Raw genomic sequence first — 26,640 nt, forward strand, 5'->3', positions numbered from 1 at the left:
GAGAACTACTGCGCGTGAGGCGGCAACCTTGGCGTGTGCCCCGAGTGGGTTAACTGCTGGGCCGAAGGTCTCGGACAGGTTACGGAACGACCTGATGTTCGTCCAGCACCGGGTCCTCACCAGTTATCCGCCAGCACGCTCTCACAGTCGGTCACGTGGGTTTATCGCGGGGTGGAGAGACACGTCACCCGACGACGCGGCGGATCACCGAAATGGGTCCGATGGAGTCGATGTCCGCGATCTTGACCGGCACGCCCTCGGTGGACGCGTGCACCGCGCGGGTGCCGTCCACGACCATCGCCACGTGCGACTGTCCCGAGTAGTAGATGACGAGGTCGCCGGGCGCGACCTCGCTGCGGCTCACCCCGCGGCCGATCTTCGCCTGGTCGTAGGTGACGCGCGGGATCGAGACGCCCGCCGCCCGGTAGGACGCCTGCATCAGCGACGAGCAGTCCCACGAGTCGGGCCCGTTCGAGCCGAAGACGTAGGGCTTGCCGCGCTGGCTCAGCGCGAAGTTCAGCGCCACGCCCGCCGCGCCGGCCGGCACGGCCACCGACGAGGTGTCGCCCGCCGACTTCAGCGTCTGCTTCTGCGGGGCGGACAGCGACTGGTACTTCGCCCGCGCCGCCGCGACCTGCTGGTCCATGGCGGCCTTGCGGGTGGACACGTCCGCCGCGAGCTTCTCCGCCGCACTGGCGGCCGCGGTGGCGTCGGCCCGCGCCTTCTTGGCCGCGCTCAGCGTGGCGTCGAGCCGGGCCACGGCCTCGTTCTGGTCGGCGGCGATGATCGTCATCGCCTGCATCCGCTCCAGGAAGTCCTGCTGCGACGACGAGGTGAGCAGCGCCGAGATGTTGTTGAACCGCGCGCCCTCGAAGGTCGCCTCGGTCAGCACGTCGACCTGGCCGCGGAACTGCTGCGACTCGGCCAGCGCCTTCTTCTCCGCCTCGGTGGCGGTGCCCACGGTCGCGTTCGCCTGCGCGAGGTCGCCCTGCGCCTTGAGGTGGTCCTGGCTGAGCTTCTCGGCCTGCTGCGTCAGGTCGTTGTACACGTTCAGCGCGTCCGCGGCGGGTTGCGCGTGCGCCGATGGCATCGACACGACCGTCGCGGCGATCACGGCGGCGAGAGCGGTGGTCCGTGCAGCACGATGGCCGGGCACGCGGCCTCCTCAGGAGTCGGGAATCGGACTTCTGAGGAGGCGTACGGCCGGACGGCCGTCAGGGTTCAGCGCTTCGAGTGGTCGATCACGTTGCCGTTGGAGCAGTTGTTGACGTGGTCGCTGACGTAGTCGCCGAGGACGGGCACCACGGCGACCTCCTGGAGGCACACCGCGGCCGCGGTGAAGTTCCAGTTGATCGCGGCGTTCACCCCGCCGCCGAAGTTCGAGTCGTTGTCGGCGAGCGCGGGGGAGGCGGCGACGAGCGTGGCGCCCGCGGCCGCGAGGATCGTGGTGGCGATGCGTGATGAAGTGAACACGCCAGGCAACCTAACGGTCCTCAGTGGACGGTGCAGGCGCGGTCACCTCATCAGGTCGCCGATGTCGCCGGAACGGCTGGTGTCGCGTTTGAGCGGGCCCCGTCCTGGTCAGGCCGCCCGCCGAGCCGCGATCGAGGCGCGGCATGCCGCGATCAGCCGGGCGGTGGCGGCACTTCCGCCGCGTCCGCACCGGGGGCAGCACATCGCGACGTCGCCGGAGACCTCGTCGACCACCACCCCGAGCGCGGAGTCGCAGCCGCGGCACCAGCGGTGCCGGGTGACCGGGTTGACGTGCACCGGGGACGCCACGCACTGGTGGATCCACCGGCCGTGCACGTGACAGGTCAGGCGGTCGTCGGGCGCCAGCGCGCCGTCGTCCTCCGCGTGGTCCTCCTCGACCAGTGTGGCGATGAGCGTGGCGATCATGGCGACCCTCCGATCCGGAACCTGCCTTCTGCCGGTACGTCGAACGAGCGGCCCGCGAATCGACACGGCCGCCGGCTTCCTCGCCGAGCCACGCCCTGTCACCAGGCGATTCCACGTCGTGACACACCCACCTGCGTGCGCGATCGCCCAGCACCACTTGATAGGTTAGGTAAGCCTAAACTCAGGAGGTGGACAGAGTGCGCAGGACAGTCGCCGCGGTTCTGCTGCTCGGCTTGGTCGCCGGGTGCGGTGGGAACGCTCCCGCGGAGCAGCAGGGAACCGGTCAGTGGTCGTTCAAGGACGACCGCGGCAAGGAGGTCACCGCACCGGAGCGGCCGAAGCGCGTCGTCGCGCAGGTGTCCGCCGCCGGTGCGCTCAAGGACTTCGGCGTCAACGTGGTCGGCACGTTCGGCCCGCTCAAGCGCGCCGACGGCACCACCGACCCCGAGGCGGGCAGCATCGACCCGAGCCAGGTCACCGACATCACCGGTCCCGGCTACGGCGAGATCGACTTCGAGAAGTTCGCGGCGCTCGACGCCGACCTCGTGGTCGCGGGCTACTACCCGGAGGTCTCCGGGCTGTGGCACCTCACGGCCGAGTTCGAGGAGAAGGTGCTCAAGGTCGCCCCGACCGTCGGCATCGGACAGTCGAAGATCAAGCTGCCGGAGGGGATCAAGCGCTTCCAGGAGCTCGCGAAGTCGCTGGGCGGTGACACCGAGTCGGCCAAGGTCAAGTCTGACGAGGAGGCGTTCACCAAGGCCGCCGACCGGCTGAAGGCCATCGGCGCCAAGATGACGGCCGCGAACCAGAAGATCCAGGTCGTCGGTGGCGACCCCAAGCTCTTCTACGTCGCGGTGCCCGCCCGCAACCCGGACCTCGACTGGTACGTCAGCGAGCTCGGCCTGCCGTTGCTCACGCCCGAGAAGCCCGACACCGAGGGCGGCGGCTACTTCCAGTCGCTGTCGTGGGAGAACTCCGGCACGTACAAGGAACACGTGATCATGTGGGACACCCGCCAGCACGTGCTGAACCCGGAGAAGATGAAGGAGGGCCACCCGGTCTTCCAGGCCCTGCCCGCTGTGCAGGCGAACCGGCTCGTCGAGTGGAACGCGGTCGCGCCGCTGAGCTACTCCTCCTACGCCGCGATCATGAACAAATTGGCTGACCAGCTGGACCAGGCCTTGGCAAAGTAAGCCATGTGCTGACGCTGCTGAAGACGAACGGCCCGTTGCGCGTGCTCAGCACCGCACGGGTCGTTTCCGTCGTGGGGGACGCGCTCAGCCTCGTCACCCTGATGGTCCACGTGCAGTCGCTGCTCGGCAAAGCCGTCGCGGTGGCGGCGTTGCTGCTGGTGGGCGACTTCGCGCCCTCGTTGCTCAGCCCGCTCACCGGGGTCGTCAGCGACCGGTTCGACCGGCGCACCGTCATGATCGCCTGCGAGGTCGCGCAGGGCGTGCTGCTCGCGGTCATCGCGTTCACCCTGCCGCCGTTGCCGGTCCTGCTGGTCCTCGTGGGGCTGCGGGCGGTGCTCGGGCAGATCTTCGTCCCCGCCGCGCGGGCCGCCGTGCCGAGCCTCGTGGCGGAGGAGGACCTCGCGCAGGCCAACACCGCGCTGGGGCTGGGCAGCAACAGCGCCGACGTGCTGGGTCCGTTCCTCGCCGCGGTCCTGCTGACGTTCATGGACACCAGGGGCGTGCTGCTCGTGGACGCCGTCTCGTTCGTGCTGTCCGCGTTGTTGTTGCTGCGCCTGCCGAAGCTGGTCGTGCCGTCGGTGTCGGAGGACGGCGTGTTCGCCGACGCCAGGGCCGGGCTGGGGGAGATCTGGCGCAACCGGGCGCTGCGGATCGTGTTCCTGGGCTTCTGCGGAGTCGTGGCGTGCACGGCGATCGACGACGTCGCGGTGCTGCAGCTGACGATGGTGTCGTTCGGGCGGTCGGAGAGCGCCGCCGGGATCGTGCTCGGCGCGGTCGGGATCGGCCTGCTGCTCGGGTACGCGCTGCTGGCCAGGGGATCGGCGCGGTGGAGCATGGTGGCGCTGCTCGTCACCGGGTTCGTGATCAGCAGTGCGGGCAACACGCTCACCGGTCTCGCGTGGGGCGTCGCGTCGGCGTTCGCGCTGCAGGCCGTGCGGGGACTGGGCATCGCGGCGATGGACGTCGCGCACAGCACGCTGATCCAGCGGCTCGTGCCCGGTGACCGGACGGGCAGGGTGTTCGGCAACTTCTACGGCGGAATCGGTGTGGCGGCAGCGATGTCGTACATCGGCGGAGGTCTGCTGCTCGACGCCGTCGGCCCGGAGCTGACCTTCCTGATCAGCGGTGGGGCGGGCGTTTTGGTGGCCCTTTGGGTTGTTGTCGCGTCTCGGGCGCGAGGTGTTGAGTGGGAGGCAGCCTCCTGAGGGGAGCAGGCGATGTGGGGGAAACGCCTTGCTGCGCTGTGCTTTTCGGTGCTGCTGACCGGTTTCGGGGTCTCCGTCGCGCACGCCGGGACCGGGGTGGTGCCCGCGTCGACGTCGTGGACCTCCGCTGACCGCGGCTGGGTGCTCGGCCTCGACACCCTGTGCCAGATTGCGACCTGCCCGCAGCTCGTCCGCACGGTCGACGGCGGCACGACCTGGGCGCGCGTGCGGACCCCGGCGCTGACGGTGCCGGAGACCGACCGGCTGCGGGTGGTCTTCGCGAGCGACGCCGCGGGGATGGTGACCGACGGCGGGCAGCTGTTCGTCACGAGCGACGGCGGCACGCGCTGGGAGCCGTCCGGCCTGAAGGGAACCGTGGGAGCACTGGGGTTTGACGACGCCGGCTTCCTCGCGGTGATCTACGACGGCACAAGTGGGCCACGCCGCTCACGCTCGGCGGGCCTCCGTTCGAGGACCCGGCCTTCGCCGACGCACGCCACGCGACGCTGGTGCGCGGCGGGCCCGGCCAGGAGTTCGCCGAGGTCCACCGCTCGGCCGACGCCGGTCTGACCTGGCAGGTGGTCGGCGTCTGGGTACGCTGAAGATCGTGGAGCCCAACGAACACGGCCTGCTCGACGTCGGCGACGGCAACCAGGTCTACTGGGAGACCGTCGGCAACCCGGACGGCAAGCCCGCCGTGTTCGTCCACGGCGGCCCCGGCTCGCCGTCCCAGGGCGCGCGCAGGGCGTTGGACGCGGAGAAGTTCCGGCTGGTGATCTTCCACCAGCGCGGCTGCGGCCTCAGCACGCCGCACGCGAGCGACCCGGCGGCGGACATGGGCGTGAACACGACCGACCACCTGATCGCGGACATGGAGCGGCTCCGCGAGCACCTCGGCATCGAGAAGTGGCTGGTGTACGGCGGTTCCTGGGGCTCGACGCTCGGCATCGCCTACGCGCAGCGCCATCCCGGACGCGTCTCGGAGATGATCCTCGCCGCGATCACCCTGTCGTCCCCGCGCGAGGTGGACTGGCTCTACCGGGGCGTTTCCCGGTTCTTCCCGGAGGCCTGGGCCCGGTTCAGCGCGCACGCCGGCGACGCGCCGGACGTGGTGCGCGCCTACGCGGACCTGATGGAGAACCCGGACCGGGCCGTGCGCGAGGCGGCGGCGCTGGAATGGGTGCGGTGGGAGGACACCGTGCTGTCACTGGAGGACTACGGCAAGCCGGCCCTGTTCGCCGACCGCGCGTCCGACGAGCTGATAGCCCTCGTCCGGATCATCGCGCACTACTACGCGAACGCCGGCTTCGTCGACGACCTGGTGGAGCACACCGAAAAACTCGCCGGCATCCCGGCGGCGCTGGTCCACGGCCGGCGCGACCTGAGCTGCCCCGCCGACACCGCCTACGCGCTGGCACGGGCATGGCCGGACGCCGAGCTGACCCTCGTGGACGACAGCGGCCACAAGGGCAGCCCCGCGTTCGCGGAGGCGATGCGTTCCGCGGTCAGGAGGTTCTCCCCGTGACACAACGGAAACCGCCCGGAACGGGCTTCGAGTCGTGGATCGACAGGCAGATCCGCGAAGCCCAAGAACGCGGCGAGTTCGACGACCTCCCGAGCGCGGGCAAACCGTTGCCCGGCGCGGGAGAGCAGCTGGACGAGGACTGGTGGATCAAGCGGAAGGTCAGGGAGGAAGAGGGCACAGCAGGGTTGTCCCCTTCCCTGGTCCTGCGCAAGGAGGCCGAGACCGCCAGAGCACGCGCCCTGGCGGCCGGGACCGACGACGAGGCGCGCGCGATCATCGGGCAGATGAACGCGAAGATCCTCGAAGCCCTGCGGAAACCGTTGTCCGGTCCGCCGTTGACCCTGATGCCGTTCGACGTCGACGCGCTGGTGCGTGAGAGGAAGGGGACCTCACGCGCCTAGGGGGTTTCAGCTCGCGTTGACGTCGACGCAGGAGTAGAACGCGTTGGTCGTGTCCGCGATGTTCCACACGGCGAGGACCTTCTGCTTCCCCGAACCGGGCAGCGTCACCTGGTGCTGCACGGTGGCCGGGGGCTGCTGGTCGTTGCCGCTGATCGACGCGATCTTGCGACCGTTGACGTAGTAGTCGTAGTTGGTCGTCCTGTGCCGCGCGGTGAACGTCCAGTTGAAGATCACCGTGCGACCCGTGACGGTGGCCTTCCAGCCCTTGTTGTCGTCGCTGAGCTCGGAGAACCGCCCCACGTTGGCGTGGCAGTTCTGCAGGCCCTTGGGTCCCTCGACCGACTGCGGCTCGTACTTGACGTCACCGCAGGCAACGGTCTTGGCGGCGCACTGCGCCTGACGGCTGGGAGGGGAGGAGATGTAACCGTGCGCGAACGCGGTGCCGCTGGGGAGAGCCACGACGAGCAGCGGTGCTGCGAGAACGCCGGCCATGGAGGCCGCAACCCTGCGTCCAATCTTCATGGGACTTCCTTTGCCTTGATGTGCGTGTGTTCCGTGACATCGCGGCGGCGATTGAAGGTCTAGACCATACCGCGCGTAATCGTGGCGCCACAAGACGTGTCTGGGAGGTTGGGGCGTCGGCGTCGGGTTCGTGCGGTTCGTACAGGGGCGAAACGGGATGTGCTGGTGGGGGAAGTCGTTGGGTTTTGCGGGTTTTTCGGCGGATTTCGGTGTGGTGGTGTGGGTGTGAGGGCGGGCTTGGTCCAGACCGGGAAGGGGACCGGAAATGGCGGGGATGGTAGACGGAGGGTGATGGCGGCGCTCGCGGCCGCTGGGGGAGCAGCTCGTGGGGTAGCAGCGCGAGGGGGAGGAGACCGCTGGGGGGAGGAGGCCGCTGGGGAGGAGACGCGGGGAGAGGACGCCTAGGGAAGGCGGCACGAGGGAAGGCGGCGCGAGGGAAGGCGGCGCGTAGAAAGAGATCGCGGGGACGGGATCGAGCGGCTGGGGCACGCGGAGTCTTGCGGGTCGCGCTGGTGTCGCGCTTATGTCGCCATTTCGGGGTTACGCCCCGCCGTGCGCGCATGCACGACCTCGCGCGCATGCACTGCCGTGCGCAGCATGCACTGCCTCGCGCGCACGCACTGCCTCGCGCGCACGCACTGCCTCGCGCGCACGCACTGCCTCGCGCGCACGGCGCGTCGTGCGCGCGCCGAAGGTCGCTGTGTGCGGTGGCCCTCCTGGGTCACGCCGAGCCGCGCTTGCTCCGCACAGCCACATCCGCCTCACGCCTGGACCGCCGCGCCCTGACTTCCGCTCAGCCCGGCGCGGTCATCTGCCCAGGCCCGCGCTCCGCCTGTTCAGCCCGCACGGCCGCCACTCGGCCCGCACAGCCACCTGCCCAGGTCCCCGCAGTCACCTGCTCAGCCCCGCGGCCGCCGCCCCAGCGCAGCCACCTACGCGGCCGTCACCTCTTCCTCGTCCTGCCCCTCCAGCCGCTCCGCCGCCCGCGCGAGCCGCCGCTTCACCACGAACACGCCCACCACCCCGGCGACCACGGCGAGGGCCAGGCCCGCGTACGAGAAGCCCTTAAGCCACTTCTCGGCCACCACGCCGAGGTAGTAGACGGCCGCCGTCGTGCCGCCTGCCCATGCCACGCCGCCCAGGGCGTTGGCCACCAGGAACTTGCCGTAGTTCATGTGCAGCGAGCCGGCCAGCGGGCCGGCGAGAATGCGGAGAAGAGCCACGAAACGGCCGAAGAAGACAGCCCAGGCCCCGCGTTTCTGGAAGACGCGGCGGGCGTGCTCGATCTGCGTCTCGCCGAAGTGCTTGGGGAATTTGCGGCCCATCCACGCGAACAGGCGCGGGCCGCCCCTGCGGCCGATGAGATAGCCGAAGTTGTCGCCGATGATGGCGCCGGCGGTGGCCCACACGCCGATCCACAGCGGGCTCAGGGTGTCGTGCTGCGAGGCCAGCAGTGAGGCCGTGACCAGCACGATCTCGCCGGGGAGGGGGATTCCGAGCGACTCGAAGCCGATCACCACGCCGACGATCGCGTACACGAGCAGGGGTGGGATGGCTTCGAGCCACTGTTCGATCGGCACGCCGCAACTCTAGCCTCGGTGTCGTGAACGAGCTCGCACTCGCCGTCGTCGCGGGAATGGTCGCCACGGTCAACCCGTGCGGATTCGCGATGCTGCCCGCGTATTTGGCGCTGGTGGCGCGGGACAACCTCGCGAGAGCCTTCATGTCCGGTTTGGCGATGACGGCCGGGTTCGTCACGTTCTTCGGGCTGTTCGGTCTGCTGGTCACGCCGGTGGCGGCGACGCTCAAGAGCTACCTGCCGGTCGTGACGGTCGTGATCGGGGCCGCGATGATCGTGATCGGCGTGCTCCTGTTGCTCGGCAAGGACCTCTACGTGAGGCTTCCGAAGCTGCAAGCGGCACCGAAGAGCCTCTGGTCGATGTACGGCTACGGCGTCGCGTTCGCGATCGCCTCTCTCTCGTGCGCTATCGGGCCGTTTCTCGCCGTGGTGGGCACGTCGTTGCAGACCGGTGGAGTGGCGTTCCTCGCCTATGCGCTCGGTATGGGACTTGTCGTCACGGCACTGGCCGTGGCGGGGTCGGTGCTGGCGCCGTGGATCAGGAAGCTCCTGCCGTATGTGGGACGGATCGGCGGTGCGGTGCTTGTCGTCGTCGGTGCGTACGTCACGTACTACGGCGTCTACGAGCTGAGGCTCTTCCTCGCCAACGGCAGCGCCGTGGACCCGGTCGTGCAGGCGGCTGGCCGGTTCCAGTCGACGCTCGTGCAGATCTTGTCGGCTATCGGGCCGTGGCCGTTCATCGTGGCGCTCGTCGTTGCTGGCGGATGGTGGCTGAACCGGAGGAGGCGCAAGGCCGTAGGCCCTGGCAGGAGGTGAGGAGCCGAATGCGCGTCCTCGGACTGCTGTTGGGAGTCCTGCTGCTCGCCGGGTGCGCCGAGAAGGCGCCGGCCCCGGAGAAGTTCCAGTTCACGGCCACGACCCTGGACGGGGCGGAGTTCCGCGGCGACAAGCTCGTCGGCCAGCCCGCGGTGCTGTGGTTCTGGGCGCCCTGGTGCCCGTCCTGCAACGCCGAGGCCCCGACGATCGCGAAGATGGCCAAGAAGCACGACAAGGTCCAGTTCGTCGGTGTCGCGGCACGGGACCAGCTCGACGCGATGAAGAAGTTCGTCTCCGACCACGACATGGACGGGTTCCCGAGCCTCGCCGACCTCGACGGGTCGGTGTGGAAGCGGTTCGGGGTGAGCGCCCAGCCGACGCTCGCGTTCGTGCGGCCGGACGGCTCGGTCGAGCTGCTGGTCGGCTCGCCCACCGAGGAGCAGCTCGACACGAAGGTTTCCTCTTTGACCGCACAGGTTTGATCTTCCCCGGCGCCGGGAAGAAGGACCCTGTGCCGTCGGGACCAACGCCTGGTTCGGCACTGCGATCGGAAACGTAGTGTGGAACGGGCCGCGCGGCGCTGTCGCGTGGCCTTGAGGAGGCTAGGTGTCGATGGACTACATCCAGGTCTCGCTGGCGGAAGCGATTCCGGAGCAGGCTCGGGACTACGCGTCGGAGCGCATCGCCTCACTGGACCGCTACGCCCCCGGCAGAGTCGACTTCGCCTGGGTCAACCTCACGGTGGACAAGGCCGTGATCCACGCGCACGCCCGGTTCGACCTGAAGTGGGTCGAAGTCCAGGCCTACGCGGAGGCCGCCACCGTCACCGAGGTCGTCGACCTGCTCTGCGAACGCATGCGGCGCCAGCTCGTCTCGATGCAGCTGACCCCGGCGGGCTGATCCCCGCACCCCGAACACCCGGATCGCGGCCTCGGACGTGATCCGGGTCTTCGTGTTGTCGAAACGCGCCGGCCGTGTTCGTACTAGGGGGTGAAGGGAGACACCATGACGCAGAAGTACCTGCTCAGCATCTACCAGCCCGACGGCGAGACCCCTCCGCCCGAGGTCCTCGACCCGATCATGGCGGACCTGACCGCCCTGAACGAGGAGATGCAGGCGAAGGGGGCGTGGGTGTTCGCCGTCGGCCTGCACCCGGCGTCGACCGCGACCGTGCTCCGGGCGGTGGACGACGACGTGCTGATGACCGACGGTCCGTTCGCCGAGGGCAAGGAGCACATCGGCGGCTTCACGATCATCCAGGCCGCCGACCTCGACGAGGCGCTGGAGTGGGGGCGCCGGCTCGCGACCGTGCTCGGCACGCTGTCGGTCGAGGTCAGGCCGATCGCGTACGGATGATCGACGAGATCTTCCGCGCGGAGTACGGCCGCGCGGTCTCCGTCCTGACCCGGGTCCTCGGCGACCTCGACCTCGCCGAGGACGCGGTGCAGGACGCCTTCGCGACGGCCGCGCGACGGTGGCCCGTCCACGGGGTTCCGCCCTCGCCCGCCGGCTGGATCATCACCACCGCCCGCAACCGCGCGGTCGACAGGCTGCGCCGCGAGACCAAGGGCCGCGAGAAGCTCGCGCAGGCCGCGCTGCTGCACCACGAACCGGAGGAGGAGGTGCAGGACGTGCCCGACGACCGGCTGCGCCTGATCTTCACCTGCTGCCACCCGTCACTCGCGCCGCAGGCCCAGGTCGCGCTGACGCTGAAACTGCTCGGCGGTCTGTCGACGGGGGAGATCGCCAGGGCGTTCCTCGTGCCGGAAACCACCATGGCGCAACGGATCGTGCGCGCGAAGGGCAAGATCCGCGCCGCTCGCGTCCCGTACCGGGTGCCGCGCGACGCCGACCTGCCCGACCGGCTGAGGGCCGTGCTCGCCGTCGTCTACCTGATCTTCAACGAGGGCTGGCTCGACCGGCGCGAGCTCGGCGCCGAGGCGATCCGGCTGGGACGCGTGCTCGCCCGGCTCATGCCCGACGAGCCGGAGGTGTGGGGCCTGCTCGCGCTGATGCTGCTCGTCGAGTCACGCCGCGACGCCCGGCTGCGCGACGGCGAGATCGTCCTGCTCGCCGACCAGGACCGGGCGCGGTGGGACGCGGACCTCGTGGCGGAGGGCCAGGACCTCGTGCGCCGCTGCCTGCGCTGGAACCGGCCCGGCCCGTACCAGGTCCAGGCCGCGATCAACGCCGTGCACAGCGACCCGCCCACCGACTGGCACCAGGTCGTGGCGCTCTACGACCAGCTGCTGGCGCTGACGCCGAGTCCCGTCGTCGCCCTGCACCGGGCCGTCGCGCTGGCCGAGACGGAAGGCCCGCGCCGGGCGCTGGACGTGGTGGACGCGCTGGACCTCGACCGCTACCACCTGTTCCACGCCGTGCGCGCGGATCTCCTGCGACGCCTGGGGGAGGACCCGCGCGCAGCACTGGAGGCCGCGCTCGACCGGGCGGAGCACCCGGCCGAACGTGACCTCCTCGAAAGACGCCTGGGGCGGAGCTAGGACCGGGGACGGCGGCGGACCAGCAGGATCGCGCCGACCAGCACCACCAGCCCGACCAGGATCCACACCCAGAGCGGCACGCCACCGGAGTCCTGCGACGTGGTCGAGGTGGGAGCGTTCGACACCGGCGCGCTCATCGTCACCGACGACGGGGCGGCGGCCGACGACGTCGGCGCGGCGACGTTCAACGTGAACGTGAAGGTGCCCTGGATGGTGTCGCCGTCGTCCGACTTCGCCTTCCACGCCAGCGTGTGCGCGCCGGCCTTCGCCGCCGCGGTGTCGAACTCGGCGGTGATCACCTTGTCGACGGCGGCGGACTGGGCGAGCGGCCACTTCGCACCGTCCGGGCCCGTGATGGTGATCGCGTCGCCGTCGGGCAGGCTGATGACGTCGCTGAACGTCAGCTCGACCTGCGGGGGCGGGGCGTCGAGGGTCGCGCCGGACGCCGGGGTGCTGCTCTTGAGCTCGGCGTGGGCCTGCGCGGGGACGGCCACGGCCGTCGCGGCGAGCAGTGCCAGCACGAGCGCGCTGAAGATACGCCTCACGTGCGCAGAGTAGTGGCACGGGTGCGCTGCGAAACAGACCGCGTCAGACCGGGATCCGAACCCGCGACGGTCCGATCGGCAGCAGCGCCAGTCCGGTGGCGAGCGCCGCGGCCACTCCGGCGGCGATCACCGGTGCGTTCGGTTCGACGTCGTGGAGCAGGCCGCTCGCCATCGGCGCCACCACCACGGCGATTCCGGCCGTGGCGTTGACCAGCCCGGCGACCAGGCCCTGGTGCCGCGGCCCTGCGGCGAGCGTGGCGGCCGCCGCGAACCCGGTGACCGCGAGGCCGACGCCCAAGCCGACCACCAGGAACCCCAGCGCCACCAGCAGCACCGACGGCGCGACCGCCAGCACGGCGTACCCGGCCAGCGCGACCGGCGCGCCGATCTTCATCAGCCTGCCCGCCGGCCACCTCAGCAGCGGGACCAGCACGGCTTGGGCGCCGAGGAGCCCGACCGCGGCGACGATCGGCACCAGCCAGGTGGTGCCCGCCGAGATGTCGGTCTGCATGCGGTCCTTGACGAGCAGGATGACGACCACCTCCGCCAGCCCGAACGACAGGTGCAGCAGGAACCCGGCCCCGAACGCGGGCAGCACCTCCCACGGCTGGAACCGCGGCGGCTGCTCGACGGGCGGCACGGGCCGGACGACGACGAGCACCACCACCGCGACCACCAGGGCGATCACCGGCGCGAGGTAGAGCGGCACCATCAACGACACGACCGCGAGACCACCGCCGACCAACGGACCGAGGACGGCGGCGAGCCCCGACGCCGCACCGACCAGACCCACGGCACCGGTGCGCTGCGCTTCGTACGACGTGCCCGCGACGGCGAGCGCGGCCACCGGCAGCGAGGCGAGGCCGCCCCCCAGCACCAGGCTGCGGAACACCAGCATCGCCACGAACGCGAGGTCGGGCGTCAGCGTCTCACCGGATGCCAGCGTCACCGCGGCGGCGAACCCGGCCAGACCGGCCACGCACAGCGCGAGACCGGCGATCAGCACCGCCCGCAGCCCGAGGAAGTCGAGCGCCAGGCCCCACAGGGGACTCGACAGCGCGAGCGCGGCGGCGGAGATCGACAGCACCAGCCCGTACTGGCTCGCGGTGAGGTCGAGGTCGTGGGTCAGGACCGGGAAGAGCGGGGTGAGCAACTGCTGCGCGGTGAAGATCGCCAGTACGGCGAGCAACAACGGCGTCAACGTTCTGGGCACGCGTTTTCCCCCTGGAGTTGCGGCGGCGCGCAGAGGGTAACTCGCGATCGGCGCTGGTCAACCCCGTGGTTTGGGAACGGGTACGGCCGGGTAACCCGCGCCCGAACTGATCATCCGACCGAGGAGCGGTTTGGCGCGCGACCAGGCAGCGGAGATGGGAGAGGCGGCGGACCTGCCACTGGGCAGGCAACGGCCGTCCCTCGCGGCCGTCCGGCGCTGGGTGCGGCTGGAGCTCGTGGGTGAGGACACCGACGCCGTGGCGGACGTGTTGCTGGTGGTGAACGAGCTGGTCAGCAACGCGTACCGGTACACGTCGGAACCGTCGTTCCTGCGGGTGGCCGTGGAGCGGACCAAGATCCGCATCGAGATCACCCACGACGCCCGCGCGCATCCTCCGCTGCGCAAGGTGTCCCGGCCGCAGCGCGGCTACGGCCTGGTCCTGGTGGCCAGGCTGTCCGACCGCTGGGGCGTGGACAGGGCGCACGGCGGCACCGTCGTGTGGGCCGACCTGCCGAGGGTGACGTGACAGAAGTTCGCTGGGTTTCGAACGACGTGTTCCTGGGTATGGAACCTCCTGCCTTGAACCACCAGGGCGCCGGGAGATGCTGATGGGTATTGCAGGACGGTCCGGCGAACGATTGGACCTCGTCCTACCGGAAGGGCTGCTGCCGCTCGCCGACGTGCGGGCGGAGGTGCGGCGCCTTCTCCGAGGGATGCACGAGAACGTGGTGGTCGACGTGATGGTCGTCGCCACGGAGCTCGTGAGCAACGCGTACCACCACGCGGCGCCACCTCGCGGCGCCCGCATCCTGCACCTCCCGGAACGGGAGGTCGTGCGGGTCGAGGTCGACGACGGCACGCCCGGCCGGTTCCCGCAGCTGGGGCGGATGGGGTTCCGCGGCCGCCGGCAGCGCGGGTTGCTGCTGGTGAACGGTCTGGCGCAGGTCTGGGGGCACAACCGGTTCCCCGACCTCAAGACGGTGTGGGCGGACGTGTCGTCGGTCAGGTGAGGGTCTTGAGGACGTAGGCGGCGGCCTCGGCCACCAGTGCCTCGTCGTACTCGGCGTCTTCGGCGGCCTTGCTCGACATGATCGCCACCAGGAGCGGTTCGCCGGCCGGGGGCCACACGACCGCGATGTCGTTGACCGTGCCGTAGCTGCCGGTGCCGGTCTTGCTCGCGACCCTGCTGCCCTGCGGCACGCCCGCCCGGACGCGCTGGGAGCCGGTCGTCGACCGTTCCAGCAGGTCCGTGAGGAAGCCGCGCTTTTCCTGCTCGAGCGCGTCCCCGAGGACGAGCCGCCGGTAGTCCGTGCCGAGTGACCGCGGCGTGGCGGTGTCGCGCGGATCTCCCGGCGTGGCCGAGGTGATGTCCGGCTCGACGCGATCCATCCTGGTCTCGGTGTCGCCCAGTTCGCGCAGGTACCTCGTGAGCTCCGCCGGGCCGCCGACGTCGCGCAGCAGCAGGTTTCCCGCCGTGCCGTCGCTGTACCGGACCGCCGCGTCGCACAGGTCGCGCAGGGTCATGCCCGTCCGCACGTGCTGCCTCGTGATCGCCGAGCTCTTCATCAGGTCGGCCTCGGTGTAGGTGACGACGGTGTCCAGGTGCGTCATCGGGTTGCGGTGCAGCACGGCCGCGGCGGCCAGGCCCTTGAACGTCGAGCAGAACGCGAACCGCTCGTCCGCCCGGTGCTCGACCGTCCCGTGCGCACCCGCCGCGAAGACGCCGAGGCGCGCGTCGAACTTCTTCTCCAGCTCGAACAGCGCGTCGTGCCGCACGGGTGCGGCGCTGGTCGCCGCTGTGGTTGTCGCCGTGGTGGTGGCCGGTGCGGTGGTCGCCGGAGCCGACGGTCGTGCCGCGCAGCCGGCGAGCGGGAGCAGGGCGGCGGCTTTGAGCACGGTGCGTCGATCGGTCACCACTCCACGTTATTCGACCTTGTGGTGGGCGTGGACCAGTGCCAGGTTGGAGGTTGACGTACCGGCTGGTCCTCTGGGTGGGGAGATCACGGATGCGGCGAACAACGACGTTCGGGCTGGTGGCGGTGTGCGGTCTGCTCGCCGGCTGTCTGGGACAGACGCAGCAGGGCGATCAGGCGAGGAACGCCGACGCCAAGGAGATCACGCTCACGATCGTCGCCAACGCGGTGGCGGGCGGGAAGAACGCGCGCGGCGCCAACTGGCTGCAGAACTGGGTGATTCCCAGGTTCACCGAGCAGCAGAAGGCCAAGGGCGTCACCGCCACGGTCAAGTTCGAGCAGAACGGCGCCGGCGACGAGGACTTCAAGACCAAGGTCGCGCTCGACCTCAAGACCGGCGGTGGCGGCGACATCATCGAGATCGACGGCATCTGGCTCGGCGAGTTCGCGCAGGCCGGCCAGATCAAGCCGCTCGCGGACGTCGTGGGGAACACCGACTGGGACGGCTGGGACAAGATCCCCAAGGCGGTGCAGGGGCTCGGCGAGTTCGACGGCAAGCGGTACGGCGTGCCGATGGGCACGGACGGGCGCGTGCTGTTCTTCAACAAGAAGCTGTTCGCGCAGGCCGGGCTGCCCTCGAACTGGCAACCCCGCAGCTGGCAGGACGTCCTCGACGCGGGCGCGAAGCTGAAGGCACTGCCGGGTGTCACGCCGATCCAGCTCAACGCCGGCACCGCGATGGGCGAGGCCACCTCGATGCAGGGGGTGCTGCCCGCGCTCGCCGGCACCGGCAAACCCATCTACGACAACGGGAAGTGGCAGGGCGACTCGGCCCAGCTCAAGGATGTTCTGGAGCTGTACCGGAAGATCTACGGCGGCGGGCTCGGCGATCCCGTGCTGCAACAGGAGGCCAAGGGCCGCGACCGGTCGTTCCAGCTCTTCGGCGAGAACAAGATCGGCATCCTGCTGGAGGGCGACTACTTCTGGCGGTCCGTCGTGGAACCGAAGAACGGCGTGGCGAAGATGGCCGACCGCGACACCGCCGTCGGCTGGGCGCTGGTGCCCGCCCGTCAGGCCGGTGCGGGGGTGGGCGGGCAGGACTTCGTCAGCATGTCCGGCGGCGGTGTGCGGGTGGTCAACCCGAACACGAAGTACCCGAGGCAGGCGTGGGAGTTCCTGCAGTTCCTCAACTCCGCCGAGGCCGTCAAGGAGTCGCTGGCGGGCACCGCACAGCTGACCCAACGCCAGGACGTCAACGACGAGGTGCTCAAGGGCGACCCGATGCTGACTTTCGTGGCGGAGAAGGTCCTGCCGATCACCCGCTACCGGCCGGGACTCGCCGACTACCCGAAGGTGTCGGCGGCGTTGCAGCAGGCGACCGCGGACGTGGTGGCGGGGAAGAGCCCGGACGACGCCGCTCGCGCTTACCGGGAAGCACTGGTGAAAGCCGTCGGTGAGGCCAACGTTGGCTAGCTCGGCGCTCGACAGCTCGGGGCTGGGGGTCCGTCGCGCGGTCGGGTTCGTCGCGCCCGCACTCCTGCTGATCGGGGTGTTCCTGGTCTTCCCCGCGCTGTGGACGCTCTACATCGGCATCACGAACTACCAGCTCACCGGACCCGCGGCGGCCAACCCGCGGGTCGTGGGGCTGGACAACGTCGTCGACGCCGTGCGCGACCCCTTGTTCACGAACTCCCTGTGGCTCACGGCGTTGTTCGTGCTCGGGTCGGCGGTGATCGGGCAGAACGCGCTCGGTTTCGGGCTGGCGTGGCTGCTGCGGACCGTGCGGCCGGGGCTGCGCCGGGCCGTCGAGGGACTGGTACTGCTGTCGTGGATCCTGCCGGGAACCGTGGTGGCGTACCTGTGGTTCGCGGTGCTGAGCCGCGACACCGGCACGCTCGGGATGCTGCTCGGCTCGCCGCAGACCGCGTGGCTGGTGCAGTACCCGATGACCAGCCTGATCGTGTTCAACATCTGGCGCGGCACGGCGTTCTCGATGCTGCTCTACACCTCCGCGCTGGCCGCCGTGCCGCCGTCGCAGCTGGAGACCGCGCGGCTGGCCGGCGCGTCCGGGTGGCAGACCGTGCGAGACGTGGTGTTCCCGCACATCCGCGGGCACGTGCTGACGAACACGCTGCTGATCAGCCTGTGGACCGCCAACGACTTCACGCCGTTCCTGCTCACCGCGGGAGGGCCGAACCACCGGTCCGAGGTGCTGCCCGTGCTGATCTACCGGCAGGCGCTGGAGAGCGGGCAGCTCGGGTACGCGTCGGCGATGTCGATGCTGCTGCTGGCCGGCAACCTGGTGATCGCACTGGTGTACCTGAGGTTGCTGCGGAGGCGCGCGTGAGTCCTCTGTGGATCGTCCGGCGGATCGGCTTTTACGTGCTGGTCTCGGTGGTGCTGGCGTTCTTCGCGGTGCCGATGCTGTGGCTGGCTTCCGCGCCGTTCGACGCGAAGCCGGGCCTCGGGCTGCGGTGGCCGGACTGGACGCTGCGCAACGTCGCGGCGACGTTCGACCACCCGTACGCGCTGACGTCACTCGTGAACTCGTTGGTGCTGTGCGTGATCGCGACCGTGGTGACGACGGTGTGCGCGGCGTTGGCGGCGTATGCGTTGTCACGCGTGCGGATTCCCGGCCGCGATCTGCTGCTGTACCTGCTGTTGCTGCTGTCGAGCGTGGTGACGGGCACGGCCGCGATGGTGCCGATCTTCGTGATGATGCTGCAGCTCGGCTTGATCAACTCGCAGTTCGGCACGGCGCTGGTGATCGCGGGCGGCATGCTGCCCGCGGCGATCTTCATCCTGAAGGACTTCGTGGACGCCGTGCCGCGCTCGTACGAGGAGTCCGCGCGGGTGTTCGGTGCCTCGCCGCGGCAGGTGCTGAGCCACGTCGTGCTGCCGGTCGCGCGGCCGGGCGTCGCGACGATCTTCGTGTGGGCGTTCGTCAACGCCTGGGGCAACTTCCTGCTGCCGTTCCTGCTGCTGCGCGACGTCGGGCAGCAACCGGCGGCGGTGCTGCTGCGGACCCTGTACGACGAGGGCGGCAGCGCCAACCTGGCGGTGATCCCGGTGTTCTCGCTGCTGTACTCGATCCCGGTGGTCGTGCTGTACCTGGTCGTGAACAAGCGGTACGGGTTCCGATTCCACGGAGGCATCAAGAGCTGATGGCGGGCATCACGGTGGAGGAGCTGTCGACCGTCTACCCGAACGGGGTGCGGGCGGTGGACTCGCTGGACCTCGAGGTCGCCGACGGCGAGCTGTTCGCGTTGCTCGGCCCGTCCGGCTGCGGCAAGACCACGCTGCTGCGCACGATCGCGGGCCTCGAAGGTGCCAGCGAGGGCGCGGTGTGGATCGGGTCGCGGGACGTGACGCGGCTGCAGCCCGGTGACCGCCGGGTGGCGATGGTGTTCCAGGACTACGCGTTGTTCCCGCACATGACCGTGGCGGAGAACATCGCCTATCCGTTGCGGGTGCGGGGAGCCTCGAAGTCCGAACAACGGGAGGCGGCCACACGAACGGCAGCCGGTCTGAGCCTGGACGGACTGCTGGAACGACGGCCCGGCCAGCTCTCGGGCGGCCAGCAGCAACGCGCCGCGCTGGCCCGTGCGGTCGCCGCGTCTGCCGAGGTGCTGCTGCTCGACGAGCCGCTGTCCAACCTGGACGCCCGGCTACGGCTGGAGGCCAGGACGTTCCTGAAGAAGCTGCAACGGGACCTGGCGCTGACGACGGTGTTCGTGACGCACGACCAGGCAGAGGCACTGGCGCTGGCCGACCGGATCGCCGTGATGGACTCCGGGCGGATCCGCCAGCTCGGCACACCGCGCGAGGTGTTCCAGCGGCCCGCGGACACCTTCGTCGCGAACTTCATCGGCTCGACGCCCATGAACCTCGTGCCGCGCGCGTCCGAGATCATCGGCGTCCGGCCCGAGTACCTCTCGCCGGCCGCCTCCGGCCTCTTCACCGGCGTGGTGTCCATTGTGGAGAACCTGGGCGTGACGTCGCTGGTGACGCTGGACTGCGGAGAGGACCAGATCGGGTACGTCGTGCCCGAGGACGCCGAACCCGCCGTCGGCGCGACGGTGACGGTGGACGCCCCGCCCGCGCGCGTTCTGCGGTACGACAGGGAGACCGGCCTACTCGTGAGGTGAGCTGATGTTCCAGACCGACGGCTACGAGACGCATCCGAGCGTGCTGACGTCCTCCCGGTTCGAGGCACTGTCGGCGCACTTCGAGGCCAAGCTGGCGGCGTTGCCGGCCGGGCAGCGCCCCGAGCACATGGACATGCCGCACCTGACCGATCCGGCGCTGTTCTCCTGGCTGCTGGACCCGGACGTGCTGGACCTCGTCGAGTCGCTGGTCGGCCCGGACATCGCGCTGTTCTCGTCGCACTTCATCTGCAAGCCCGCGGGCGACGGCAAACCCGTGCCGTGGCACCAGGACGCGCACTTCTGGCGCGACAGCATCACCCCCGCGGGTGACGCGGTCACGATCTGGCTGGCGATCGACCCGTCGACCCTGGACAACGGCTGTCTGCGGGTGATCCCCGGCAGCCACCTCGAAGCCGTCGAGCACACCGGCACCGCCGACGCGTTCTTCAACCAGGAGACGGCGGTCGACGAGTCGCGGGCCGTCGACGTGGAGTTGGAGCGCGGCGCGTGCAGCGTCCACTCGGCGATGCTCGTGCACGGCTCGCCGCCGAACCGCAGCACCGCACGCCGGTGCGGCTACACCATGCGGTACATGCCGACGACGGTCCGGTTCCACGGTCCTGGAGATCGCGGGATCTACCTGGCGCGGGGGAAGGACCGGGCGGGCAACGAGTACGCACCGGTGCCCTGAGCGCGCGCCGGGTGCCGACACGGCGCCGCCGGCCGGGGCGCTACGCCGAACGAGCTTCATCGATCCTCCACCTTGACCGGTCGCGGGATCGGACCTAGCGTGCTGGAAAGCGCTTTCCGACCCGAAGGGGGCTGGGTGAGCACGGTTTCGGGAGACCGCTGGCGGGGCCTCGTCGAGCGGACGTGGCGTCCGGTCGCGCTGCTGGCCGCGTGCCTCGCGCTGTGGCAGCTCGTGACGGTCACCGGCCTGGTCGAGGCCTACCTGGTGCCGTCACCGGGGAAGACGTTCGTCCTGCTGGCCGACAAGTGGTCGTACCTGTGGGGTCACACCTGGGTGACCACGTACGAGACGGTGCTCGGGTTCGTGATCGCGGGTGTGCTCGGTGTGCTGGTCGCCGTGGCGATGGTCTACTCCCGCACGGTCGAGAGCGCCGCCTACCCGTTGCTGCTGTTCGCGCAGGTCATCCCCAAGATCGCGATCGCGCCGCTGTTCGTGGTGTGGCTCGGCTTCGGCTTCGAGCCCAAGGTCGTCGTGGCCGTGCTGATGGCGTTCTTCCCGGTCGTGATCTCCACGGTCACCGGCCTGAAGTCGGTCGACACCGAGATGCTCGACCTGGCCGCGACGATGGGCGGCGGGCCGGTGAGGACGTTCGTGAAGATCCGCTTCCCGGCCGCGCTGCCGCACCTGTTCGCCGGTCTCAAGGTCGCCGTCACGCTGGCCGTCACCGGTGCGGTCGTGGGGGAGTTCGTCGGCTCCAACGAAGGTCTGGGATACGTGATCCTGCAGGCCAACGGCAACATGGACACCCCGATGCTCTTCGCAGGCCTGATCGTCACCTCGGTCGTCGGCGTGCTCCTCTTCCTGCTGCTCGACCTCGCCGAACAGCTGCTGCTGCCGTGGCACGCCAGTCGGCGCGGCGCCGCCGTCACCACCCTCCTCGCGAAAGGCGGATCATGAAGAGAGTGCTCGCAGGTCTTCTTCCCGCGGTGCTGCTGGTCGCCGCCTGCGGTGGCGGGGGCACGGCAGGGGAGAGCGGCGGGGCGGAGGACGTCACGCTCACCCTCAACTGGTACCCGTACGGCGAGCACGCGCCGTTCTACTACGGGGTCAGGCAGGGCATCTACGCCAAGCACGGCATCAACCTGAAGATCCAGGCCGGCCAGGGCTCCGGCAAGACCGTCACGGCGACGGGCGCCGGGCAGACCGACTTCGGGTGGGCCGACACGTCCGCGCTCGCCACGGCCGTCGAGCAGGGCGTGCCGGCCAAGAGCATCGGCGTGTTCCTGCAGACCACTCCCGCGTCGGTGCAGTTCTTCGCGGACAAGGACATCAAAAAGCCCGCCGACCTCAAGGGCAAGTCCGTCGCCACGACGGCCGGTGACGCGCTGACGAAGACGTTCCCCGCGTTCCTCAAGCAGAACGGCATGCAGGAGTCCGACGTCTCGATCCAGAACATCGACCCGGCGGGCAAGATGGCCGCGGTCATCTCGAACCGCACCGACGTGCTGCTCGGCTTCGCGTCCGACCAGGGACCGACGATCAAGGAGAAGGCCGGCAAGGACGTCGGGTACCTGCGGTTCTCGGAGTTCGGGCTCAACTACTTCAGCAACGGCCTGCTGACGTCGAAGTCGATGCTGCAGAAGGACCCCGGCCTCGTGCGGAAGATGGTCGAGGCGACGCAGGAGGCGTGGGCCGAGGCCGAGAAGGCTCCGGAGGCCGCGGCCGAGTCGATGAAGGGCGCCGCCGAGCAGCTGCCGTCACCGACAGTCGTGCTGGAGCAGTTCAAGACCACGCTGACGCTGCTGCACACCGATGCGACCAAGGGCAAGGCACCGGGTGTGAACACCGTCGACGACTGGAAGAAGACCATCGAGACCTTCCAGCGGACCGGGATCATCGAGGAAGCGTCCGAACCGTCGGCGTACTGGGAAGAAAGCGTTGCCCCCCAAGGATGAGCGCCCCAGGGATGAGCACTGACGTGACCACCACATCCGCGGTCTCGATCGACGACGTGTCCGTGCGCTTCCGGTCGAAGCGCGCGGAGGTGACCGCGATCGAGAAGGTCTCGCTCGCCGTCGCGCCGGGGGAGTTCGTGTCGATCGTCGGCCCGTCCGGCTGCGGCAAGTCCACGTTGCTGAAGCTGGTGTCCGGCCTGCTCACGCCGTCGTCCGGCGCGGTGACGCTGCTCGGGTCGCCGGTGCACGGGCCGCGGCACGACATCGGGTTCGTGTTCCAGCGGGCGGCGTTGCTGGAGTGGCGGTCGGCGCGCAGGAACATCCTGCTGCAGGCGGAGATGCGCGGGATGGGCGCGGTCGAGGCGGCGAGGCGGGCCGACGAGCTGATAGAGATGACGGGGCTCACGGGGTTCGAGAACGCCCTGCCGCACGAGCTTTCCGGTGGCATGCAGCAGCGCGTGGCGTTGTGCCGCGCGCTGCTGCACCAGCCGCGGGTGTTGCTGATGGACGAACCGTTCGGCGCGCTCGACGCGTTGACCCGCGAGCAGATGAACGTCGAGCTGCACCGCGTGTGGCGCGAGACCGGCACGACGGTTCTGCTCGTGACGCACTCGATCGCGGAGTCGGTCTACCTGGCGAACCGGGTGGTCGTGCTGACGCGCCGGCCCGCGGTGGTCCAGGAGGTCATCGACGTCGGCCTGCCCGCGGACCGCGACTACTCGGCGACGATGGCACGTCCGGAGTTCGCGGCGGCGACGGCGCACATCCGGGACCTGCTGGGAGCCGTGACAGGACACGACTGACGGGGTTGTGGCTGATTTATCACCCGCGTACGTTCGGAGTTCCGCCGCATGAGGAAAGCGCTTTCCAACGCCGTGTCCCGGCACGGCCTGGCCCACAGGGTGGTGGGGGATGTTCCGACGCTTGTCCTGGCTCGCTGTCGTCACGTTCGTGCTCTCGGCGTTGCTCGTGCCCGTCGCGTCAGCTCAAGAAGCCCCGATCGCCGATCCGCTGCCGACACCCGGTCCGTCCGGCCTCGGCCTGGAGCTGACCGAGGCCGCGCAGCTGCCCGCCTCCCAGCCGGTGCCGCCGCCGACAGATCCGAGACTGGTGCGCTACAACAGGATCAACTACCTGGGCGAGGTCCCCGACGGGTCCGGCAGGCAGTTCGTGCCGGACATGAACGGCAGGCTCTACCTGCTGGACGGCGGGACGCAGCACGTGTTCCTCGACCTGGGCGCGGCCGTGGGGCCGGACTTCCACACCCACCGCGGCCTCGGCAGCGGCTTCGGGTTCGCGGCGTTCCACCCGGACTTCCGGCGCAACGGCAAGTTCTACACCGTGCACACCGAGACCGGGTCCGCGCTCACCACGAAGAAGCCCGACCTGCCGTCACCGGCGAACGCCCAGGTGCACGGCGTGATCACCGAATGGACCGCAGCCGACCCGAGCGCGGACGTGTTCGCCGGAACGCACCGGGAGATCCTGCGCGTCGGCTTCGCGTCGTTCATCCACGGCTTCCAGGAGATCGGCTTCAACCCCACGGCTCCCTGGTGGGAAGGGGACCTGCTCCACATCGCGTCCGGCGACGGCGGCATCGGCTACAACACCACGGTGCCGCAGGACCTCTCCCTGCCGCAGGGCAAGATCCTGCGCATCGACCCGGCCGGAACCGACGGCGTCAACGGTCAGTACGGCATCCCGCGCTCGAACCCGTTCGTCGGACAGGCGGGCAAGCTCGGCGAGATCTACGCCTACGGCATGCGCGACCCGTACCGCTTCAGCTGGGACGCGGGCGGCTCGCACAAGATGTTCCTCGGGCACATCGGCGAGAAGGCCGTCGACTCCGTGTACGAGGTCCGCAAGGGCGCCAACCTGGGCTGGAGCGAACGCGAGGGCCTCTGGGAGTTCCGCCGCGGCGACCCGTCGTGCGGTGTGTTCCCGCTGCCCGCCGACGACGCCAAGTACGGCTACACCTACCCGGTCACGGCGTTCGACCACAACAGGCTCGCGACTCAGAGCCCGTGCGCCGACAGCGGGAACGCGGTGATGGGCGGCTTCGTCTACCGCGGTACGAAGATCCCTTCGTTGCGCGGCAAGTACATCTACGGCGAGGGCGTGAAGGGGCTGCTGTACTACGCCGAGGAACGCGAGATGCGCGCCGGCAGTCCGATGGCCGTGTCACGTGAGTTGATGGTCTACGTCAACGGGCAGCTCACCACGCTCAAGGCGCTGGTGAACGACCCCGACCGCGTCGACCTCCGGTTCGGCCGGGACGCCGCCGGTGAGCTCTACGTGCTGGCCAAGGCGAACGGCAAGATCTGGAAGGTGACGGGGGCGCGCGCGTTCGCGTCCTGCCGCCTCGGCCACGACGTCGTCGCCGGTACCGGGTCCGCTGACGCCTGGGCACCGGTCACGCCCGGACTCTGGCAGTTCCCCGGCCGTGAGGTCGTGCTGGCACAACCCGGTGCCGCCCGTCCCGGCCCGCGGCGGCCCTTCGAGTACGCGGTGCTCACGAAGGGCCCGGCGTTCGGCTCGGTGCAGGTCGACGCCTCGGTGCGGCTGGACACGCCGGTGGCGGAGTCCAACCGGGACGTGATCATCGTGTTCGGGTACCGGTCGGACACGGAGTTCTACTACGCGCACCTGTCGTCGGACAACACGATCTACCCGCACAACGGCATCTTCGTCGTCAACAACGCCGACCGCCTGCGCCTCGACCACCAGTGGGACGCGACGCGTTCCGTCGGTGCACCGCCCGCAGTGACGGACACGGCGTGGCACCGCGTCAGAGTGCGGCATTGCGCCGACACCGGCGAGATCGCGGTCTACCTGGACGGTTCGCGGTTCCCGCTGATGACGGCGGTGGACAGGACCTTCCTGTCCGGCCGGGTCGGCTTCGGCTCGTTCGACAACATCGGCAGGGCGCGGGACGTGCTGGTGCGGGGGAGCGGGTCGTGAGGCGGCTGCTCGTCCTCGGGGTGACGGCCGCCTTCCTCGCCGGTGTGGCCGCACCCGCTCAGGCCACGTCCGGTGTGCTGCCCACGCTCGCCCGCAACCTGGTGTCCTACTACGACTTCGAGCACCCGGTGCGCGGTGACGAGGCCCTGGAACGGGACCGCGGCCGTTCCGGCACGACGTTGTCGCTGATCAACGGCGGCGCGGCCATGCGGGTGCGGGACGGTGGGTCGCGCCGGACTTCGGTGCAGCTCAAGCAGGTCAACTCTCAGACGGCAGGCAACGACGACTGGAAGGCCGGTGTCCACAGCGAGTCCGGCGTGCCGTCGTTGAGGGCGTTCAGCGGTGCCCGCGAGGCGTCGATCCTGAGCTGGGTCAAGATGACGGGCCAGAACCCGGCCCCGAACTCGAACACCGCCGACCCGGCCGACCTGTACGGCGCGATCGGCCTCGCGGGCGTGCTGACCGGCAGCTCCGACGGGCACGCCGTGCGCGCGCTGCTGGAACTGATCCAGGTCGACGGCGAGCTGAAGCTGGTGGCGCTGGCCAGACGACTCGACGGCGGCGCGTCGCAGACGTTCGCCGCCGACCGGCCGTGGCAGGAGCTGCTGCCACCGGGCGAATGGGTGTTCCTGGCGGCGACGTTCGACTTCGACACCGGCACGATGGCGTTGTACCGCAACGGAAAGCCGCTCGACGGCAGGTACGTCACCGCCGGCGACCCGTGGCAGCTCGAAGGCGAACCGGAACCGGACGTGACCTCGTCGACCGACCCGCGCGGGATCAAGATCGGCGGGAGCTACCCGCAGAACACCCGCGAGCACAACACCTGCACCTGCCGGATGGACGACCTGATGTTCCTCGACCGGGCAGTCCGGCCGTGGGAGGTGCTGCTGCAGCACCGCCTCTCTCAGTAGTCGAAGGTGAGCACGCCCTGGGTGATGGGCTGCAGCGTGCCGACCTTGGCCGTGCTCACCTTGATCTTGGTGGTGTCGATCACCTCTTGACCGCTGGTGCCGATGATCTTCACCTTCGCCGGAGCGGAGCCCGACACCTCGACGGACAGGACGTTGAGCGCGCGGGAGTCGGCGTCGTTCGACTCGAGCAGCACCCCGGCCCACGCGCTCTGGCCGGGTTGCAGGGTGATCTCGGGGCCCTCGCCCGGCACGAGCTCGCGCTTCACCGGGATGGCCATGGGCGTGCCGGTGGGGTCGCTGAAGGAGAGCTTCGGCCAGCCCTGGACCTTGGTCGGCGCGGCGCCGGCGTTCTTCAGGGCGAGCAGGCCCAGCCCCGGTTTGCCCTGCATCGTCAGCTCGGCCGTGAGCACCGTCTGCGGTTGCCCCTTGTCGTCGGTGCCCGCGTTCGAGGTGCCCGGCGCGGACGTGCCCGGCGACGAGGGCGGCTTGCTCTGGTCGCCCGGGGTCGTGTTGATCGTGATGCACGCCGTCAGGCTGGCCATGAGAACGACGGCGAGGATCGTGACACGCATCGGCTAACCCCCTGGTGGGTGGAGATGATCTCGACCATCTAACCGCGCCAGGGGGTTCCGCGAACCTCGATCTCCGGTTTGTCCGTC

31 protein-coding genes are annotated in these 26,640 nt (G+C 69.9%); 22 read left to right on the forward strand and 9 right to left on the reverse strand.

Annotated features, from left to right (window positions below; all coding sequences use genetic code 11):
- Positions 1-184: 184 nt before the first annotated feature.
- The 3 genes from ACFWV3_RS05900 to ACFWV3_RS05910 form a co-directional block, all read right to left on the reverse strand.
- On the reverse strand, positions 185-1,156 hold the full coding sequence (locus ACFWV3_RS05900) for a C40 family peptidase (RefSeq protein ID WP_382408741.1): 972 nt from the start codon (positions 1,154-1,156) through the stop codon (positions 185-187).
- 65 nt (positions 1,157-1,221) lie between these two features.
- Positions 1,222-1,473: a hypothetical protein gene (locus ACFWV3_RS05905; RefSeq protein ID WP_382408743.1), complete on the reverse strand. Its 252-nt coding sequence runs from the start codon at positions 1,471-1,473 to the stop codon at positions 1,222-1,224.
- 108 nt (positions 1,474-1,581) lie between these two features.
- Positions 1,582-1,899, reverse strand: a complete 318-nt coding sequence (locus ACFWV3_RS05910; RefSeq protein ID WP_382408745.1) for a hypothetical protein — start codon at positions 1,897-1,899, stop codon at positions 1,582-1,584.
- Between the two features lie 197 nt (positions 1,900-2,096).
- On the opposite strand from ACFWV3_RS05910, the gene ACFWV3_RS05915 reads away from it, so the two are divergent.
- Genes ACFWV3_RS05915 through ACFWV3_RS05935 form a run of 5 tightly spaced genes read left to right on the forward strand, consistent with a single transcriptional unit; the run spans position 2,097 to position 6,223 of the window.
- A complete protein-coding gene (locus ACFWV3_RS05915; protein ID WP_382408747.1) occupies positions 2,097-3,092 on the forward strand; it encodes an ABC transporter substrate-binding protein in 996 nt (331 codons plus the stop codon).
- Positions 3,093-3,097: 5 nt separating this feature from the next.
- Complete coding sequence (locus ACFWV3_RS05920) at positions 3,098-4,297, forward strand: MFS transporter (protein ID WP_382408749.1); 1,200 nt, start codon at positions 3,098-3,100, stop codon at positions 4,295-4,297.
- Between the two features lie 12 nt (positions 4,298-4,309).
- Positions 4,310-4,867 (forward strand): hypothetical protein, encoded by a 558-nt coding sequence (locus tag ACFWV3_RS05925; protein ID WP_382408751.1) that lies wholly within the window; start codon positions 4,310-4,312, stop codon positions 4,865-4,867.
- A 37-nt stretch (positions 4,868-4,904) separates the two neighbouring features.
- The gene (gene pip, locus ACFWV3_RS05930) at positions 4,905-5,822 is read left to right on the forward strand and encodes a prolyl aminopeptidase (RefSeq protein ID WP_382408753.1); all 918 of its coding nucleotides are present in this window, start codon (positions 4,905-4,907) and stop codon (positions 5,820-5,822) included.
- Positions 5,819-6,223, forward strand: a complete 405-nt coding sequence (locus ACFWV3_RS05935) for a DUF1992 domain-containing protein (RefSeq protein ID WP_382408755.1) — start codon at positions 5,819-5,821, stop codon at positions 6,221-6,223. The genes pip and ACFWV3_RS05935 overlap by 4 nt, the downstream gene beginning before the upstream one ends.
- Positions 6,224-6,229: 6 nt before the next feature.
- Here the strand turns inward: ACFWV3_RS05935 and ACFWV3_RS05940 are convergent, their stop codons facing one another.
- Together ACFWV3_RS05940 and ACFWV3_RS05945 are read right to left on the reverse strand one after the other, a co-directional pair.
- A complete protein-coding gene (locus ACFWV3_RS05940) occupies positions 6,230-6,745 on the reverse strand; it encodes a lytic polysaccharide monooxygenase auxiliary activity family 9 protein (protein WP_382408757.1) in 516 nt (171 codons plus the stop codon).
- A 932-nt stretch (positions 6,746-7,677) separates the two neighbouring features.
- On the reverse strand, positions 7,678-8,325 hold the full coding sequence (locus tag ACFWV3_RS05945) for a DedA family protein (protein WP_382408759.1): 648 nt from the start codon (positions 8,323-8,325) through the stop codon (positions 7,678-7,680).
- A 23-nt stretch (positions 8,326-8,348) separates the two neighbouring features.
- Between ACFWV3_RS05945 and ACFWV3_RS05950 the strand changes: the two genes are divergently transcribed.
- From ACFWV3_RS05950 to ACFWV3_RS05970, 5 genes are all read left to right on the forward strand, one after another.
- A complete protein-coding gene (locus tag ACFWV3_RS05950) occupies positions 8,349-9,140 on the forward strand; it encodes a cytochrome c biogenesis CcdA family protein (RefSeq protein WP_382408761.1) in 792 nt (263 codons plus the stop codon).
- Between the two features lie 8 nt (positions 9,141-9,148).
- Positions 9,149-9,622 (forward strand): redoxin domain-containing protein, encoded by a 474-nt coding sequence (locus ACFWV3_RS05955; protein ID WP_382408763.1) that lies wholly within the window; start codon positions 9,149-9,151, stop codon positions 9,620-9,622.
- A 130-nt stretch (positions 9,623-9,752) separates the two neighbouring features.
- Positions 9,753-10,040: an HPF/RaiA family ribosome-associated protein gene (locus ACFWV3_RS05960; RefSeq protein WP_382409369.1), complete on the forward strand. Its 288-nt coding sequence runs from the start codon at positions 9,753-9,755 to the stop codon at positions 10,038-10,040.
- A gap of 105 nt (positions 10,041-10,145) precedes the next feature.
- On the forward strand, positions 10,146-10,496 hold the full coding sequence (locus ACFWV3_RS05965) for a YciI family protein (RefSeq protein WP_382408765.1): 351 nt from the start codon (positions 10,146-10,148) through the stop codon (positions 10,494-10,496).
- Complete coding sequence (locus ACFWV3_RS05970; protein WP_382408767.1) at positions 10,493-11,641, forward strand: RNA polymerase sigma factor; 1,149 nt, start codon at positions 10,493-10,495, stop codon at positions 11,639-11,641. Before ACFWV3_RS05965 ends, ACFWV3_RS05970 begins: the two co-directional genes overlap by 4 nt.
- Here ACFWV3_RS05970 and ACFWV3_RS05975 read toward each other — a convergent pair.
- Both ACFWV3_RS05975 and ACFWV3_RS05980 read right to left on the reverse strand, forming a co-directional pair.
- Entirely contained in the window at positions 11,638-12,186 is a 549-nt protein-coding gene (locus ACFWV3_RS05975) for a copper resistance protein CopC (RefSeq protein WP_382408769.1), read from the reverse strand. The genes ACFWV3_RS05970 and ACFWV3_RS05975 overlap by 4 nt on opposite strands.
- Positions 12,187-12,229: 43 nt before the next feature.
- Positions 12,230-13,399, reverse strand: a complete 1,170-nt coding sequence (locus tag ACFWV3_RS05980; protein WP_382408771.1) for an MFS transporter — start codon at positions 13,397-13,399, stop codon at positions 12,230-12,232.
- Between the two features lie 130 nt (positions 13,400-13,529).
- On the opposite strand from ACFWV3_RS05980, the gene ACFWV3_RS05985 reads away from it, so the two are divergent.
- Together ACFWV3_RS05985 and ACFWV3_RS05990 are read left to right on the forward strand one after the other, a co-directional pair.
- The gene (locus ACFWV3_RS05985; RefSeq protein WP_382408773.1) at positions 13,530-13,925 is read left to right on the forward strand and encodes an ATP-binding protein; all 396 of its coding nucleotides are present in this window, start codon (positions 13,530-13,532) and stop codon (positions 13,923-13,925) included.
- 82 nt (positions 13,926-14,007) lie between these two features.
- On the forward strand, positions 14,008-14,409 hold the full coding sequence (locus tag ACFWV3_RS05990) for an ATP-binding protein (protein WP_382408775.1): 402 nt from the start codon (positions 14,008-14,010) through the stop codon (positions 14,407-14,409).
- On the opposite strand, the gene bla is transcribed toward ACFWV3_RS05990, so the two are convergent.
- A complete protein-coding gene (gene bla, locus ACFWV3_RS05995; RefSeq protein ID WP_382408777.1) occupies positions 14,402-15,316 on the reverse strand; it encodes a class A beta-lactamase in 915 nt (304 codons plus the stop codon). The genes ACFWV3_RS05990 and bla overlap by 8 nt on opposite strands.
- An 89-nt stretch (positions 15,317-15,405) precedes the next feature.
- Between bla and ACFWV3_RS06000 the strand changes: the two genes are divergently transcribed.
- From ACFWV3_RS06000 to ACFWV3_RS06045, 10 genes are all read left to right on the forward strand, one after another.
- Positions 15,406-16,785, forward strand: a complete 1,380-nt coding sequence (locus tag ACFWV3_RS06000) for an extracellular solute-binding protein (RefSeq protein ID WP_382408779.1) — start codon at positions 15,406-15,408, stop codon at positions 16,783-16,785.
- Complete coding sequence (locus ACFWV3_RS06005) at positions 16,778-17,659, forward strand: carbohydrate ABC transporter permease (RefSeq protein ID WP_382408781.1); 882 nt, start codon at positions 16,778-16,780, stop codon at positions 17,657-17,659. The genes ACFWV3_RS06000 and ACFWV3_RS06005 overlap by 8 nt, the downstream gene beginning before the upstream one ends.
- Entirely contained in the window at positions 17,656-18,477 is an 822-nt protein-coding gene (locus tag ACFWV3_RS06010) for a carbohydrate ABC transporter permease (RefSeq protein ID WP_382408783.1), read from the forward strand. Before ACFWV3_RS06005 ends, ACFWV3_RS06010 begins: the two co-directional genes overlap by 4 nt.
- On the forward strand, positions 18,477-19,460 hold the full coding sequence (locus ACFWV3_RS06015) for an ABC transporter ATP-binding protein (protein ID WP_382408785.1): 984 nt from the start codon (positions 18,477-18,479) through the stop codon (positions 19,458-19,460). Before ACFWV3_RS06010 ends, ACFWV3_RS06015 begins: the two co-directional genes overlap by 1 nt.
- A gap of 4 nt (positions 19,461-19,464) precedes the next feature.
- Positions 19,465-20,151 carry a phytanoyl-CoA dioxygenase family protein gene (locus tag ACFWV3_RS06020; RefSeq protein ID WP_382408787.1) on the forward strand — a complete coding sequence of 229 codons (687 nt, stop codon included), beginning with the start codon at positions 19,465-19,467 and terminating at the stop codon, positions 20,149-20,151.
- Positions 20,152-20,286: 135 nt separating this feature from the next.
- Entirely contained in the window at positions 20,287-21,108 is an 822-nt protein-coding gene (locus ACFWV3_RS06025; protein WP_382408789.1) for an ABC transporter permease, read from the forward strand.
- Positions 21,105-22,106, forward strand: coding sequence for an ABC transporter substrate-binding protein (locus tag ACFWV3_RS06030; RefSeq protein WP_382408791.1), 1,002 nt, complete (start codon positions 21,105-21,107; stop codon positions 22,104-22,106). The genes ACFWV3_RS06025 and ACFWV3_RS06030 overlap by 4 nt, the downstream gene beginning before the upstream one ends.
- 23 nt (positions 22,107-22,129) lie before the next feature.
- The gene (locus ACFWV3_RS06035; RefSeq protein WP_382408793.1) at positions 22,130-22,909 is read left to right on the forward strand and encodes an ABC transporter ATP-binding protein; all 780 of its coding nucleotides are present in this window, start codon (positions 22,130-22,132) and stop codon (positions 22,907-22,909) included.
- 109 nt (positions 22,910-23,018) lie between these two features.
- Positions 23,019-25,067 (forward strand): PQQ-dependent sugar dehydrogenase, encoded by a 2,049-nt coding sequence (locus tag ACFWV3_RS06040; protein WP_382408795.1) that lies wholly within the window; start codon positions 23,019-23,021, stop codon positions 25,065-25,067.
- Positions 25,064-25,981 carry a hypothetical protein gene (locus ACFWV3_RS06045; RefSeq protein WP_382408797.1) on the forward strand — a complete coding sequence of 306 codons (918 nt, stop codon included), beginning with the start codon at positions 25,064-25,066 and terminating at the stop codon, positions 25,979-25,981. The genes ACFWV3_RS06040 and ACFWV3_RS06045 overlap by 4 nt, the downstream gene beginning before the upstream one ends.
- Here ACFWV3_RS06045 and ACFWV3_RS06050 read toward each other — a convergent pair.
- The gene (locus tag ACFWV3_RS06050) at positions 25,975-26,553 is read right to left on the reverse strand and encodes a DUF4232 domain-containing protein (protein WP_382408799.1); all 579 of its coding nucleotides are present in this window, start codon (positions 26,551-26,553) and stop codon (positions 25,975-25,977) included. The genes ACFWV3_RS06045 and ACFWV3_RS06050 overlap by 7 nt on opposite strands.
- Positions 26,554-26,640: the final 87 nt, after the last annotated feature.

The organism is Lentzea sp. NPDC059081, assembly GCF_042738015.1.
GTDB lineage: Bacteria > Actinomycetota > Actinomycetes > Mycobacteriales > Pseudonocardiaceae > Lentzea.

Coding starts and splice junctions, on each gene's coding strand:
- ACFWV3_RS05910 (WP_382408745.1), bottom strand. CDS start 1,899: ATGATCGCCACGCTCATCGCCACACTGGTCGAGGAGGACCACGCGGAG.
- ACFWV3_RS05925 (WP_382408751.1), top strand. CDS start 4,310: ATGTGGGGGAAACGCCTTGCTGCGCTGTGCTTTTCGGTGCTGCTGACC.
- ACFWV3_RS05940 (WP_382408757.1), bottom strand. CDS start 6,745: ATGAAGATTGGACGCAGGGTTGCGGCCTCCATGGCCGGCGTTCTCGCA.
- ACFWV3_RS05955 (WP_382408763.1), top strand. CDS start 9,149: ATGCGCGTCCTCGGACTGCTGTTGGGAGTCCTGCTGCTCGCCGGGTGC.
- ACFWV3_RS05960 (WP_382409369.1), top strand. CDS start 9,753: ATGGACTACATCCAGGTCTCGCTGGCGGAAGCGATTCCGGAGCAGGCT.
- ACFWV3_RS05965 (WP_382408765.1), top strand. CDS start 10,146: ATGACGCAGAAGTACCTGCTCAGCATCTACCAGCCCGACGGCGAGACC.
- ACFWV3_RS05970 (WP_382408767.1), top strand. CDS start 10,493: ATGATCGACGAGATCTTCCGCGCGGAGTACGGCCGCGCGGTCTCCGTC.
- ACFWV3_RS05990 (WP_382408775.1), top strand. CDS start 14,008: ATGGGTATTGCAGGACGGTCCGGCGAACGATTGGACCTCGTCCTACCG.
- ACFWV3_RS06000 (WP_382408779.1), top strand. CDS start 15,406: ATGCGGCGAACAACGACGTTCGGGCTGGTGGCGGTGTGCGGTCTGCTC.
- ACFWV3_RS06015 (WP_382408785.1), top strand. CDS start 18,477: ATGGCGGGCATCACGGTGGAGGAGCTGTCGACCGTCTACCCGAACGGG.
- ACFWV3_RS06020 (WP_382408787.1), top strand. CDS start 19,465: ATGTTCCAGACCGACGGCTACGAGACGCATCCGAGCGTGCTGACGTCC.
- ACFWV3_RS06030 (WP_382408791.1), top strand. CDS start 21,105: ATGAAGAGAGTGCTCGCAGGTCTTCTTCCCGCGGTGCTGCTGGTCGCC.
- ACFWV3_RS06040 (WP_382408795.1), top strand. CDS start 23,019: ATGTTCCGACGCTTGTCCTGGCTCGCTGTCGTCACGTTCGTGCTCTCG.
- ACFWV3_RS06050 (WP_382408799.1), bottom strand. CDS start 26,553: ATGCGTGTCACGATCCTCGCCGTCGTTCTCATGGCCAGCCTGACGGCG.